This is a genomic window from Flavobacterium sp. WG21 (assembly GCF_000335775.1).
Lineage (GTDB): Bacteria > Bacteroidota > Bacteroidia > Flavobacteriales > Flavobacteriaceae > Flavobacterium > Flavobacterium tructae.
This window is the reverse complement of record NZ_AMYW01000038.1, coordinates 1-12,305: the sequence shown is the minus strand read 5'-3', so window position 1 is coordinate 12,305 and position 12,305 is coordinate 1. Positions and strand designations below refer to the sequence as shown.

The following is a 12,305-nucleotide window of genomic DNA, read 5'->3' as shown; positions in this document are numbered from 1 at the left end:
TTAATTTGATGAATGTTTTTTTCGGATTCGCATATTGATAAATTCCACAGCAAGCGAAAACGAAATGGCGAAGTACAAATAACCTTTCGGTACCGCTCCAATATGCTCACCCGCAAGTGCCGCATTCGATAAGTGCATGCTTTCCGTAATCAGCATAAAACCAATCAGGATCAAGAACGAAAGCCCCAGTATTTGAATAGACGGATTCTTGTTGACAAAATTTCCAACAGGAACAGCAAATAACATCATAACCAGTACCGAAATGACTACCGCCGTAATCATGATTGTTAAGGCACCATGAACACCATTTGTCATACCGACAGCCGTTAAAATCGAGTCTACAGAAAAAATCAAATCGATCAGCAGGATTTGTATAATGACATTCGAGAATGATTTTTTTGCAACAGTTTTAAGTGTTTTTTCCTCCTCAGCATGATGGTCCACTTTTTCGCTGATTTCTTTAGTACTCTTATAAATCAGGAACAAACCGCCCAGAAATAAAATGACTGCCTGACCGGTAAAATCTCCTTCGAACCAGCCCCAGTGAATGCTGAAAAGAGTTGCTTTCATGGCAATCAGATACGAAATTCCCATCAACAGGGCGATACGCATAAACATGGCCAAAAACAAACCAATTCGGGTGGCTCTCTTTCGATCTTCTTCAGGTAATTTCCCCGTGACGATAGATATAAAAATAATATTGTCGATCCCCAGGACAATTTCCAGAAAAGTCAATGTCAGTAAGGCAATCCAGGCATCGGGGTTTAGAAAAATTTCCATGCTAAAGGTGTTTTTGAAACATTTAAACAGATTATTTACTCAACTCTTATCACTGTACCACGTTGTTTTTGGTCAGAACCCACCATTCCAAATTCAAAAGTATAAGAATCTTTAGAAGTGGTTAGAATTTTCATGCTGATGGCTTTTTCTTCAGCCATATTTTTAGGATGTTTTTTTTGTAAAATGTATTCACAATCACTTACCCATCTGATGGTTGAAGTATCTGTTTTACCTTCAAAAGTTTCGATTTCGATATTGTCTTTACGTTCAAAAACAGTGGTTTTTTTGACACCATTTACTTCAAATTCAAATTTGAATTTTCCATTTTTAAAATCTTTGCAGTTGTGTTCTGTGTTGTAACAGGAGAATAATGTGAGTAACGGTAAAAGGAATAAACTTTTTTTCATTTTAAGTTTTAATTATTTTATGGGTAATAATTGAGGGGTGGGCTTCGACTTCGCTCAGCCTGACGACCTTGCTCAGCCTGTCGACTTTGCTCATTCTGTCGACTTCGCTCACCCTGACAACCTCGCTTAGTCTGTCGACTTCGCTCAGCCTGACGATTTTGCTAATTCTGACAACTTCGCTGAGTCTGATATTAGGGTTTTGGATTTTAGATTTCGGAATGTAAATCTGAGATCGTTAATCAAAAATCAAAATTCTAAGATCGCTTCAATTCATCATCTGTAAAGTTCTTGATTTCTTTTTCTTTGGCAAACTTTTCGGCGTTGTAATTTCCGGATTTGTTTTTTGGAATCGATAAGCTGTCCCAGTCGCCCTTCTTTAATTGTTTGGCATAAAAAACAATCTGTCCGATATGATAAGGATAATGCGCCAACTGTCTGTTGATTGCCTCAATAACGGTATGACCTTCGTTTCGGATGTAAATGATGTCTGAAAGTTGTTCCGGGTTTAAGCTGTTTAAGGCATTCAGCAAACAATCCCAGCCTTTGTTCCAGATCAGCAGGACTTCTTCTTTAGATTGCAGATCATTTTCAAATTCCGAATCGCGATTGCGCCACTCTTTTTCGCCATCAGACGTTAAAAAATCGGTCCAACGTGAGAGCATATTGCCTGAAACGTGTTTTACAATCGTAGCAATACTGTTGGTATCTTCATTAAGGGTAACAAAAAGCTGGTCGGGTTCTAATTGTGCAATGGCTTTTTCTCCCAGCATTTTATAGTACAAAAACTGTTTTTTAACGCTTTCTAAATAGGAATCAGTTGCTTTCATAGTGATACATTTGGTTTAGCGGAAATAAGTTTTTATTTTTTGTCACGGATTCGTGGCAAAAAACTATACAATTTTAATATCGTATTTGTCTAATAGCCCTACAATACCCTGAGTTGAAAATTGTGCTTTTCGCATAGGGTTAAATTCAGGATCAATTTTATAATTGTAGGCAGTTCTAAAGTCGACGCTTGCCAGTTGTGTATCGTTAAAAATAGCTCCCTCGAGATTGCAATTGTCAAACAAAGAACTGGTTAGATTGCATCCTATAAAAGAAACCTCGCGCAAAGAGCAGTTGATAAATTTAGTTTTAGGCATTTTCTTGTTCGAAAAAACAGCATAATCTAATGTGTTTTCTTCAAAATAAACCTGGAATAGAAAATCATCACATTCGTTAAAAGCAATTCCAAGAAGCTTGCAATTTTTGAATGTAGCATTTTTCAGACTAGTGCCGGACAAACTTGTCATTGACAAATTGCAATCGATAAACTCGCAGTCTAAAAAGCTATTGTAAGCAAAATTGCTATTCGAGAAATCACAATTCTTAAAAACACAATCTTCAAACTCCCGATTGTTTATTTTCTTGTCAATATAAGTAACTTTTTCGAAGGTTTTTTGAATGTGAATTAGACTTTCCATGAGTGTTTTTTGGATTTTCGTGCATTGTGACGCACCCTAAGGATATAAATGATTTCCTCTGTTATTTGATAGGAAACCGAATAATTGTAAACCGAATAAACTCTGAAACTACCATCATTATTGGTTTTTTGAGTGTCGTGTTTATAAATTTCGGGTTGAGTTTTAAGAATTTCGGTACTGTCAAAAATAGTATTGACAACTTTATCAGCAATTGCAATTGATTTGCTTTCAAAGAAAATGTAAAAATGAATGTCCTCTAATTGATTCAAAGCATTGCTGGACCAAATTATTTTCTTCCCCATTTTTTTGCAATCTCTTTAGCCTGATCTTCCGCATAAAAGTTGCCTTTTTTGATGTTTTCCAGAGCATCTTCAATGTCTAAATTATAGGCTTTGTCTGAATCAACTGTACTGTTGTTTACAGACTGTAAAAGATGTTTTAGCTTCTCAACAAACGAAGGGTCTTTTACTTTATCAATTTCCTGATGAATCCACTTTAGTTCCGCTTGAATATCCATAATAAAGAATTTGAGTAAAGATACAAATTAGTCGTTAAATAAACCTTTCATAATGATTTTCAATCCGTAAAAGATCAAAAACATTGCGCTTAAACAAGCCACAATTCCAATTCCCAAAACCAGATAATGCCAGTTGGTATGCTGATTCATAAAAGCGTTATAAATTAGCGACGGCCCAATAAACAATAAAGGCAATGAACCCGATAAATATTTAATTCCTTTTCCTAATAATTCTTTATTTGTTGCCATTTTTTTTGTTTTAGGTTTTGAGAGTTTCAGGTTTTAATGTTTCAAGTTTCAAGTTTCAGGTTTCATGTTTTAGAACTTTACGGTTTGATTGGTATAATCTCATTTACATCTGACATTTTACATCTCACATCTTACCAAAAACATTTCACCTTAAAGAGTATAATTGTCCACAGCATTTCGTACGCTGCCGTATTTTTTTAATAATTCGCTGGCTTGTTCGTAGGAAACAGGAATTTCTCCCATAATCATTTTTACACCGCGATCTACCAGTTTGATATTACTCAACTGCATATCGACCATTTTATTGCCTTTTACTTTTCCAAGCTGAATCATTGCAGCAGTCGAAATCATATTGAGCACTAATTTTTGAGCTGTTCCTGCTTTCATTCGGGAGCTTCCGGTGATAAATTCCGGACCTACAACCACTTCAACCGGAAATTGGGCAGTAAGCGCCAAAGGACTTCCTGCATTGTTAGTGATACAGCCCGTAAGAATATTGTTTTGATTACAGCTTTCTAAACCGCCAATCACATAAGGCGTAGTTCCGGAAGCCGCGATACCAATCACTACATCGTTTTGATCAATATGATTCGCCTGTAAATCAATCCAGGCTTGAGTTGCATTGTCTTCGGCATTTTCTACGGCACGACGAATGGCAGTATCACCACCGGCAATAATTCCGTTTACTAAATCAAAAGGAACACCAAAAGTTGGAGGACATTCTGAAGCATCAACAACACCTAAGCGTCCGGATGTTCCCGCACCGATATAAAATAATCGACCGCCTAATTTTAGTTTAGAAACTACCTGTGCTACTAAAGTTTCAATTTGCGGAATCGCTTTTTCGACTGCATCAGGAACAGTTTTGTCTTCCTGATTGATGTTAACCAGAAGTTCATGAACCGACATTTTTTCTAAATGTTCGTATTTTGAGGACTGTTCTGTAGTTTTTGTAAAGGTCATTTTTTCGTGTTAATTGAACTGGGTCAAAATTAATCTTTTTTCTTGCAATCTCGAAATTTGGAACGTAAAGTCGTGAAGATTTAGAATATTTTTTTGTTGTAATTTCTGATGAAATGATTGCTCTGTTGAACCTTTATTAAAACAACTAAAACATTATATTTGTTAAATAATTAAAAATTTGGAATGGATATAATTAGCTTTTTAACGAGTATCGCAAAAATATCAGTCTTTGTTTCTTTTTTACTGGCCTTCTTTTTACTCACAGTGCAAACAAAGAATAAATTGACAAACCGACTGTTTGCTTTCTATTTAATATTTTTTGCCCTTGATAATAGCGGTATTTTTATTGATGATGAGTTTATAAAAGCCCATTTTAATTTAGAATTTTTCAGATGGACGGCTTGTTCTCTGGTTTTGCCTTTTTTCTATCTGTACGTTTTGTCCGTTTGTTTCACAGATTTTAGATTGAGATCGAAACATTTACTACACGCAATTCCATTTGTACTCCTGAATGTGTTTTATATGTTCAGGCTTTACTTTTTAACGAACGCCGAAAAAATAGTGTTTTACAACCAGCGTGATCAGTCGCCGGAGATGTTCTTTTTGTTTCTCGCTTTGGCCTTGCAAATTGTATTTTACAGCATTGGAGTAGCTTTGGTCTTAAAAAAATACAAAGCAATATATGAGGAAAATTATACCAATCCCAGAAGTTCTGTTTTTAAATGGCTGCTTCAGATAGCGGCTATATTCTTTGTTTTGTATTATTTATGTATCATTAAGAATGCTTTAAGATATGTGAATTACGATTCGTTATGGATTTGGTCTAATGTAATATTACAGTTTATGGTTTTGGTAATAACCTGCTGGTTTGTATTAAAAGCCCTGAATCATCCGGATCTTTTTCGCGGTATCGATTCTAAATTACAATTGGCCAAAGATATTCTTCCTAAACAGAATAATAATGTCGGAGAAAAGGAGCATCAAAATGAAGTGATTTCAGATCAAATTGCGACATTGAAGCTTTATATGACCGAAAAAGAACCTTTTCTGGATCCGTCATTAACCATTCAGGAACTTTCGAATCAGATTAATATTCCTGTTCGGGATTTATCGGTTTTAATCAATCATCATATCGATCAGCATTTCTTTGATTTTGTGAATGAATATCGCATTCAAAAAGCAATGAATATACTGAAAGATCAGTCCAAAAGTCAGCTCACAGTTTTGGAAATTTTGTATGAAGTAGGTTTTAATTCAAAATCTTCTTTTAATACCTCTTTTAAAAAATATACAAATTTAACGCCTACAGCTTTTCGGAACGCCTCATAATAAAGGCTTTGCATAAAGTACTACTTCGTGACGAAAAAAGTCGAACTCATTTCTGTTGAGAAAATGAGTTCGACTTTTTTTTGTCGGTCGAATTCCGAAAATTTCTGCAACAACTTTGCTTCATAATTAATCGAACAAGTTAAAACCAGAAATCATGAAAAAAGTTTGTCTCCTTATTATTTTAGTATTACCGGTGTTAGGTTTAGCACAAACAACTGCAAAATTAAAAGGGAAAATAGCCAGTGAAACAACTGTATTAGAATGGGCAGATGTTTCCGTATTCAATTCAGAAGGAAAAATTATTGAAGGAACAACCAGTAAGCCGGACGGTTCTTTTGAACTTAATTTAAAAGAAGGTTTTTATAAAATCGGAATAAGTCTGCTGGGATTTGTTGATTACGAAAAGCAGATCGCGATTAAAAAAGATACCGATTTAGAAACCATAGTTTTGAAAGAGAATACTACTCAGCTGGGAGAAGTAGTAATTAAAACTAGAAAGAATACCATCGAGCAAAAAACAGATCGTTTGGTTTATAATCTCGAAAATAATGTCACAAATGTTGGTGGTGATGCTTTAAGCGCCATCAATACCGCACCTGGCGTTGTGGTTCAAAAAGAGACGATCAGTATATTAGGAAAAGGGACTTCCCGTGTAATGATTGACGGACGTATCGTTGAGTTAACCGGAGAAGAACTAAACAACTATTTAAAATCGATATCGGCGGCAGATATTAAAAACATTGAGATTATCAGTACACCTCCAGCAAAATACGAAGCCGAAGGAACGGGAGGGCTTATTAATATTGTATTGAAAAAAGGTACCCGAAATTCCTGGAAGAACACTTCCACAGTAACTTATGATCAGAATAAATACGGGGCTTTGACTTTAAGAGATAATTTCTTTTACAACAAAAATAAGTTTAGGTTTTCTGCCAGTATTAATGGAAAGAAAGGACATAAATATGCCGATGAGTTTCTCGATATGTACTTTCCTGACGGACTTTCTGAGATGATTATCAATACAAAATTTACCGATGAGAGTTTGTCCGGGAAATTAGCTTTGGATTATGATTTTTCAGATCGTATAACCATAGGTTTTCAGGTTTTAAAAGACAGAAGTAATCCGGATTTTAAATCGGATATCAGAATTAATAATTACAATAGTAAAAATGAACTGGACAATTATATCCTGAACAATAGTTTTGTGGATAAACAGTCCGGTAACCAGACTTATCACGGGCATTTGATTGCAAAATTGGATTCTTTAGGCAGAAAACTGTCTTTTGATGTGGATTATTTTAATTACAATTCAAAATTCGACCGAAATGCGATCGCCTACAATTACAGACCGGATAATTCATTTGCAGGGATCAATCAGTCGGCAAGAAATATTTCCGATCAGGATATTGATAACTGGAGTTTTAAGGCAGATATGGAACATCCGCTTACAGCATTCAATCTGTCATATGGTACAAAAATGAGTTTTACAAACAGTAAGAGTTATGTACTTTACTACAACACGATTACAGGAACACCGGAATTGGATCCGAATCAGTCCAACCGATTCAGATATACAGAGAACAATCAATCTGTGTATATTAACGGAGATAAAAAACTCAGTGAGAAATGGAATCTTCAATTGGGATTGCGCCTTGAAAATACCCAAACGAGTGGTTTTTCAGAAACCTTAAACGAGGAAACAAAAAATAATTATTTGAGATTATTTCCTACGGTTTATGTTTCATACAAAGAAAATGACCGTAATAATTTCAGTTTTAATTATGGAAAAAGAATCAGCCGACCTCAGTTTGATTTGCTGAATCCATTTCGTAATTATATTAACAGCAACAGTTATTCTGAAGGAAATCCGTTTTTAAGACCTTCGTTTAGTGATAATTTTGAATTTAGTCATTCGTATAAAGGAGTTTTGCGAACCAGCGTTTTCTTGAATGTGATCAATGACGGTTATGGTGTGATTTTTACCTCAATTCCCGAAACCAATACGCAAATTGTAACCAGAGAGAATTATTTCAGAGATCTAAAGTATGGGGTTGGAGAAAGTTATTCGGCTAGTTTTGCAGACTGGTGGCAAAGTGAAAATACCTTGTACTTTTTAGGATCAAAAACAAAGTTTATTACAGCTATTAATGCTACACCGTCAAATAGTCTGGAAATCAATTTTTCGACCAACAATACCTTTTCATTAGGTAAAAATTCTAAACTTCAAATTGATTTTAATTACAATACACCTTCCCGAAGCGGTTTGTACAAAACGGGGTATATGTCGAGTTTTGATATTGGTTTTAAACAGGATATGCTGAATAAATCCCTGCAGATTGCTTTTCTGGCCAATGATATTTTTAATACTTCTTATTTAAAAGATTTAGTTTCGGTTGTAAATGGTGTAAAGCAGGTATACAGCCAGAATTTTTCAAACCGATTTTTACGTTTATCTGTTATTTATAATTTTGGGAACAAAAAAATAAACATGAAACAGCGTGATTTTGGAAATCAGGAGGAGAAAAACAGAACGGGGAATTAGGTTTATAAGGTGAGATGTGAGATGTAAAAAGTGAGATGTGAGAAGCAGAGAAGAAAGTTTTCTGCTTCCCGGGTTTCCAAACTACAATATAAAAGCTAAAAGAATCCCCAGAACAATCATAGAGACTTTGGCAACATTGAATTTATGTCCTTCGCTGCTTTCGAAAATAATAGTTGAGGAAATGTGAAACAGAATTCCGATAACGATGGCTGTAATTTCAGTATAATATTTGCTTAGAACCGGTAAATATTCAGAGGCGACGGTACCCAATGGTGTCATAACTGCGAATGTAAGCATGAAAGCAAAAATGGCTTTTTTATTCAGCTCTGCATTGATAAAAAAGGTGGTCAGAATTACAGCAATTGGTAAATGATGAATAGCAATTCCAAGAGCCAGACCATGATGATGGCTTACCGGAAAACCTTCCAGAAAAGCATGAATACACAAGCTGGTAAAGAGCAGCCACGGAATCTGTGACATCTTAGCGTGTCCGTGAACGTGCCCGTGCTCGGCTCCCTTAGAGAAAAACTCCAGTATAATCTGGAATAAAATTCCAAGCATGATGAAGATACCAATATTGTGCTTATGTGTTTCATAAACTTCTGGTAACAGGTGCATTACGGTTAAGGACAATAAAAATGAACCGCTAAACGCAAGCAGCAGCTTTAGATTGGTTTTGCTCTTTGGTTTTAAAAACAAAGCCACCATATAACCTAAAAGTACAGAGAATAAGGGGAGTAGATAATTCATTTTTTATGGTTTAACCGTTGATTTGTTTAACCGTTTAATTGTTTTTGTTTAGCGATTAAACGGTTAAACAATTAAACGATTGCCCAGTTTTATTTAAAAATCATGATTAATCGTTCGCTTTCAGTTTTGTGGAATTTTTTGAGTTTATAATCTCCAAAAATATCCAACAGGAAAATTCCGGCTTCTGCCATTAGTTCTTCAAAATCTTTTAAAGTTAAGGCTTTTACTTTTTCTGTGAAATGGTAATTTTGTCCCTGATCCTCAAAATCTATTTCTTTAAAAATATGCCCGTCCTCGACATATCTTTTGATTTTGAAATCAATTCCGTCCACACTTTTTACTTCTTCAGGTACCAAAGTTTCAATAACCTGAGTAACGTTCATAAAGTCGATTACCGCAAAACCGTATTCAGATAAACTTTCTTTAATGGCTTTAAGAGTGGTTAAATTATCGTCGTCACTTTCAAAATACCCAAAACTAGTAAATAGATTAAAGATCGCATCAAACTTTTCTTCAAAAGGTTCGCGCATATCGTGCACTTTAAAATGCAGCGTTTCGTTACTGTTTTTTGTAGCTTCTGCAATACTGTTTTCAGACAAATCGGCGCCTAAAACATTAAATCCCAGTTGGTTTAAATAGATAGAGTGGCGCCCTTTTCCGCAAGCCAGATCAAGTACTTTCGCTTTTTCAGGCAAATTCAGATAATGGGTTAAATTGTCCATGAAAATCTGAGCTTCGCGATAATTTCGGTCTTTATAAAGAATATGATAATATGGAGTGTCAAACCATGAAGTAAACCAATTTTCGGTATTACGTTCCTGATTTGGTGAGGATGAGTTTGCTGCTTCAGACATTTATTCTATTTCAATTAATTCAAAGTCCGGCAAATTTAGTGTATTTTTGCCGAAAAATAACTATTTCGCAACGATACCTCTATGAATCCTTGCGGAAATGCAGCAGGTGTACGGATATGCAGATGCAGAGATCAACAGCAGTACATTTGAAATAATTCAAAAATAAAGATGGAAGAAAATTTTAGAATGATAGCCAAATGTTTTTTTGGTTTTGAAGAAATATTAGAGAATGAATTGCGCACTCTTGGTGCTCAGGATGTTGAAAAAGGAGTGCGAATGGTAAGCTTTAAAGGAGATAAAGGCTTCATGTACAAAGCTAATTTATCACTTCGTACCGCACTTAAAGTTCTAAAACCTATTTATTCGTTCAGAGCAAATAATGAACAGGCGCTGTACAAAGGAATTTCGGGTGTAAACTGGTCTAAATTATTAAATGCCAATCAGACTTTTGTGATTGACGCCACCGTACACTCCACTTATTTCAACCACTCTGAATTTGTTTCTCAAAAATGTAAAGATGCTATCGTAGATCAGTTTAGAGAAAGAACAGGACAGCGTCCGAGTATCGATAAAGCTTTTCCGGATTTAAGAATTAATGTACATATCGATAAAGATCAGGTTTCAGTTGCGTTGGATACTTCAGGGAATTCACTGCATCAGCGTGGCTATCGAACTGCAACTAATATTGCGCCAATCAACGAAGTTTTGGCTGCTGGAGTCCTATTGTTATCAGGATGGGAAGGACAGAGTCATTTTGTAGATCCAATGTGTGGTTCGGGAACTTTTCTGGCAGAAGCCGCTATGATTGCCTGCAATATTCCGGCGAATATTAATCGTAAAGAGTTTGCATTCGAAAAATGGAAAGATTGGGATAACGATCTTTTTGATCAGATTGTAAACAGTCTGATGAAAAAAACAAAAGAATTTCATTACACGATAAAAGGGTTTGATAAAGCGCCAAGTGCTGTAAACAAAGCCAAAGACAATATCCGAAACGCCAACTTGGAAGATTATGTTACGGTAAGTGAGGATAACTTTTTTGATACCGAAAAAGCGGTAGAAGGAAAGTTACACATGGTTTTCAATCCGCCTTACGATGAGCGTTTGGATATTCACATGGAAGAATTCTACAAAAATATCGGAGATACTCTAAAGAAAAGCTACCCGGGTACAAACGCCTGGTTTATTACGGCCAATCTTGAAGCGCTGAAATTCGTAGGTTTAAAACCATCCCGAAAAATTAAACTTTTCAATGGAAGTCTTGAAGCACGTTTGGTAAAATACGAGATGTACGAGGGAAGTAAGAGAACGAAATTTCAGGTCTAAGGTTCTAATGGGCTAAGTTCCTAAGGCGCTAAGAACCATAGGAACTTAAAAAAGAAAATAACAATAATTTTAAGGTTTTAAAAAAAAGGACAAAGGAATCTACAAAGTATAATCTTAGAACCTTAGCTTCTCAGAACCTTAGCAACTTAAAGAAAAATGACAAAACTACAAGTAAGAGCTTTTTTATACCAATTAGGATGTTTCGCGATTCTATTTATTTTAGGGAGATTTTTAGTAGCTTCTTATACCGGATTAACGGGATTTTGGATTCCAATGACCGCTTTTATTGTCGCTACATTGATTTCGCCTAAATTTCAGTCCGTAAAGACTAAAGATGGAGAAAAGCTTTTCATGAAATGGATTTTTATAAAAGGAATTAGAGAAATTGGATAATTAATGGATTGTATATGAGGATAATTGGACTTATCGGCGGAATTAGCTGGGTTTCTACAGCAGATTATTACAAACTTATAAATGAGGGAATTAATAAGGAGCTGGGAGGGCTTAATTTCTCAGAGTGTCTGATTTATTCTTTCAATTATGCCGATATTAAAAAGAATAACGATGCCAATGATTGGGATGCAACTTTTAATTTGCTTTTAAAAGGTTGTCAGTTTCTTAAGCAAGGTGGGGCAGAAGCTATTGTTTTGTGTGCGAATACTATGCATTTAATTGCTGACCGGCTTGAGAAGGCAATTGATTTGCCCATTATTCACATTGCGACTGAAACTGCATTAGCGATTCAGAAGAAAGAAGTGAGAAAAGTAGGTTTGATGGGAACGAAGTTTACCATGGAACTTGATTTTTTCAAAGATAAATTAGCCGAAAAAGGAATTGAGACTATCATTCCTAAAAATGATGTCGACCGCGATTTTATGCACACCACAATCTTTGAAGAATTAGGAAGAGGTTTGGTAACGGAGGCAACTAAAAAACGATATTTAGAAATTGCCAATCAATTGATACAAGAAGGCGCTGAGGGGATTATTCTAGGCTGTACCGAAATTCCTTTAGTGATAAAACCAGAAGATGTTGCTGTTCCGGTTTTTGATACCACTTTAATTCATTCTATGGCAGCTGTTCAGTTTCAATTGTCATAAAAAGTTAGAAAAAATCCCAATTATT

15 protein-coding genes are annotated in these 12,305 nt (G+C 35.3%); 5 read left to right on the top strand and 10 right to left on the bottom strand.

Annotated features, from left to right (window positions below; all coding sequences use genetic code 11):
• From C245_RS0120010 to murQ, 8 genes are all read right to left on the bottom strand, one after another.
• On the bottom strand, positions 1-780 hold the full coding sequence (locus C245_RS0120010; protein ID WP_017498398.1) for a TerC family protein: 780 nt from the start codon (positions 778-780) through the stop codon (positions 1-3).
• A gap of 35 nt (positions 781-815) precedes the next feature.
• Complete coding sequence (locus C245_RS0120005) at positions 816-1,187, bottom strand: hypothetical protein (RefSeq protein ID WP_017498397.1); 372 nt, start codon at positions 1,185-1,187, stop codon at positions 816-818.
• A gap of 254 nt (positions 1,188-1,441) precedes the next feature.
• Complete coding sequence (locus tag C245_RS0120000) at positions 1,442-2,014, bottom strand: DUF1572 domain-containing protein (protein WP_017498396.1); 573 nt, start codon at positions 2,012-2,014, stop codon at positions 1,442-1,444.
• Between the two features lie 63 nt (positions 2,015-2,077).
• On the bottom strand, positions 2,078-2,650 hold the full coding sequence (locus C245_RS0119995) for a pentapeptide repeat-containing protein (protein WP_017498395.1): 573 nt from the start codon (positions 2,648-2,650) through the stop codon (positions 2,078-2,080).
• Positions 2,638-2,952 (bottom strand): type II toxin-antitoxin system RelE/ParE family toxin, encoded by a 315-nt coding sequence (locus C245_RS0119990; protein ID WP_017498394.1) that lies wholly within the window; start codon positions 2,950-2,952, stop codon positions 2,638-2,640. Before C245_RS0119990 ends, C245_RS0119995 begins: the two co-directional genes overlap by 13 nt.
• Positions 2,937-3,167: a hypothetical protein gene (locus tag C245_RS0119985; protein ID WP_017498393.1), complete on the bottom strand. Its 231-nt coding sequence runs from the start codon at positions 3,165-3,167 to the stop codon at positions 2,937-2,939. The genes C245_RS0119990 and C245_RS0119985 overlap by 16 nt, the downstream gene beginning before the upstream one ends.
• Positions 3,168-3,194: 27 nt before the next feature.
• The gene (locus C245_RS0119980; RefSeq protein WP_017498392.1) at positions 3,195-3,416 is read right to left on the bottom strand and encodes a DUF6095 family protein; all 222 of its coding nucleotides are present in this window, start codon (positions 3,414-3,416) and stop codon (positions 3,195-3,197) included.
• Between the two features lie 150 nt (positions 3,417-3,566).
• Positions 3,567-4,379 carry an N-acetylmuramic acid 6-phosphate etherase gene (gene murQ / locus C245_RS0119975; protein ID WP_017498391.1) on the bottom strand — a complete coding sequence of 271 codons (813 nt, stop codon included), beginning with the start codon at positions 4,377-4,379 and terminating at the stop codon, positions 3,567-3,569.
• Between the two features lie 183 nt (positions 4,380-4,562).
• On the opposite strand from murQ, the gene C245_RS0119970 reads away from it, so the two are divergent.
• Together C245_RS0119970 and C245_RS0119965 are read left to right on the top strand one after the other, a co-directional pair.
• Entirely contained in the window at positions 4,563-5,708 is a 1,146-nt protein-coding gene (locus C245_RS0119970; protein ID WP_017498390.1) for an AraC family transcriptional regulator, read from the top strand.
• A 154-nt stretch (positions 5,709-5,862) separates the two neighbouring features.
• Positions 5,863-8,250, top strand: coding sequence for a TonB-dependent receptor domain-containing protein (locus C245_RS0119965; protein WP_017498389.1), 2,388 nt, complete (start codon positions 5,863-5,865; stop codon positions 8,248-8,250).
• An 81-nt stretch (positions 8,251-8,331) separates the two neighbouring features.
• Here C245_RS0119965 and C245_RS0119960 read toward each other — a convergent pair whose 3' ends face one another.
• Together C245_RS0119960 and C245_RS0119955 are read right to left on the bottom strand one after the other, a co-directional pair.
• Positions 8,332-9,000: a ZIP family metal transporter gene (locus C245_RS0119960; RefSeq protein WP_026110183.1), complete on the bottom strand. Its 669-nt coding sequence runs from the start codon at positions 8,998-9,000 to the stop codon at positions 8,332-8,334.
• Between the two features lie 89 nt (positions 9,001-9,089).
• Positions 9,090-9,854: a bifunctional 2-polyprenyl-6-hydroxyphenol methylase/3-demethylubiquinol 3-O-methyltransferase UbiG gene (locus tag C245_RS0119955; protein ID WP_017498387.1), complete on the bottom strand. Its 765-nt coding sequence runs from the start codon at positions 9,852-9,854 to the stop codon at positions 9,090-9,092.
• A 168-nt stretch (positions 9,855-10,022) separates the two neighbouring features.
• On the opposite strand from C245_RS0119955, the gene C245_RS0119950 reads away from it, so the two are divergent.
• From C245_RS0119950 to C245_RS0119940, 3 genes are all read left to right on the top strand, one after another.
• Positions 10,023-11,180, top strand: coding sequence for a class I SAM-dependent RNA methyltransferase (locus C245_RS0119950; protein WP_017498386.1), 1,158 nt, complete (start codon positions 10,023-10,025; stop codon positions 11,178-11,180).
• Positions 11,181-11,336: 156 nt separating this feature from the next.
• Positions 11,337-11,573: a hypothetical protein gene (locus C245_RS0119945; protein ID WP_017498385.1), complete on the top strand. Its 237-nt coding sequence runs from the start codon at positions 11,337-11,339 to the stop codon at positions 11,571-11,573.
• Between the two features lie 14 nt (positions 11,574-11,587).
• The gene (locus C245_RS0119940) at positions 11,588-12,280 is read left to right on the top strand and encodes an aspartate/glutamate racemase family protein (RefSeq protein ID WP_017498384.1); all 693 of its coding nucleotides are present in this window, start codon (positions 11,588-11,590) and stop codon (positions 12,278-12,280) included.
• Positions 12,281-12,305 lie beyond the last annotated feature (25 nt).

What these genes read in the sequence shown, in the direction of transcription:
- C245_RS0119960 (WP_026110183.1), bottom strand. Translation starts at nt 9,000, where the DNA reads ATGAATTATCTACTCCCCTTATTCTCTGTACTTTTAGGTTATATGGTG.
- C245_RS0119970 (WP_017498390.1), top strand. Translation starts at nt 4,563, where the DNA reads ATGGATATAATTAGCTTTTTAACGAGTATCGCAAAAATATCAGTCTTT.
- C245_RS0119940 (WP_017498384.1), top strand. Translation starts at nt 11,588, where the DNA reads ATGAGGATAATTGGACTTATCGGCGGAATTAGCTGGGTTTCTACAGCA.
- C245_RS0119965 (WP_017498389.1), top strand. Translation starts at nt 5,863, where the DNA reads ATGAAAAAAGTTTGTCTCCTTATTATTTTAGTATTACCGGTGTTAGGT.
- C245_RS0119950 (WP_017498386.1), top strand. Translation starts at nt 10,023, where the DNA reads ATGGAAGAAAATTTTAGAATGATAGCCAAATGTTTTTTTGGTTTTGAA.
- C245_RS0119955 (WP_017498387.1), bottom strand. Translation starts at nt 9,854, where the DNA reads ATGTCTGAAGCAGCAAACTCATCCTCACCAAATCAGGAACGTAATACC.
- C245_RS0119995 (WP_017498395.1), bottom strand. Translation starts at nt 2,650, where the DNA reads ATGGAAAGTCTAATTCACATTCAAAAAACCTTCGAAAAAGTTACTTAT.
- C245_RS0119980 (WP_017498392.1), bottom strand. Translation starts at nt 3,416, where the DNA reads ATGGCAACAAATAAAGAATTATTAGGAAAAGGAATTAAATATTTATCG.
- C245_RS0120010 (WP_017498398.1), bottom strand. Translation starts at nt 780, where the DNA reads ATGGAAATTTTTCTAAACCCCGATGCCTGGATTGCCTTACTGACATTG.
- C245_RS0119945 (WP_017498385.1), top strand. Translation starts at nt 11,337, where the DNA reads ATGACAAAACTACAAGTAAGAGCTTTTTTATACCAATTAGGATGTTTC.
- C245_RS0120005 (WP_017498397.1), bottom strand. Translation starts at nt 1,187, where the DNA reads ATGAAAAAAAGTTTATTCCTTTTACCGTTACTCACATTATTCTCCTGT.
- murQ (WP_017498391.1), bottom strand. Translation starts at nt 4,379, where the DNA reads ATGACCTTTACAAAAACTACAGAACAGTCCTCAAAATACGAACATTTA.
- C245_RS0120000 (WP_017498396.1), bottom strand. Translation starts at nt 2,014, where the DNA reads ATGAAAGCAACTGATTCCTATTTAGAAAGCGTTAAAAAACAGTTTTTG.
- C245_RS0119990 (WP_017498394.1), bottom strand. Translation starts at nt 2,952, where the DNA reads ATGGGGAAGAAAATAATTTGGTCCAGCAATGCTTTGAATCAATTAGAG.
- C245_RS0119985 (WP_017498393.1), bottom strand. Translation starts at nt 3,167, where the DNA reads ATGGATATTCAAGCGGAACTAAAGTGGATTCATCAGGAAATTGATAAA.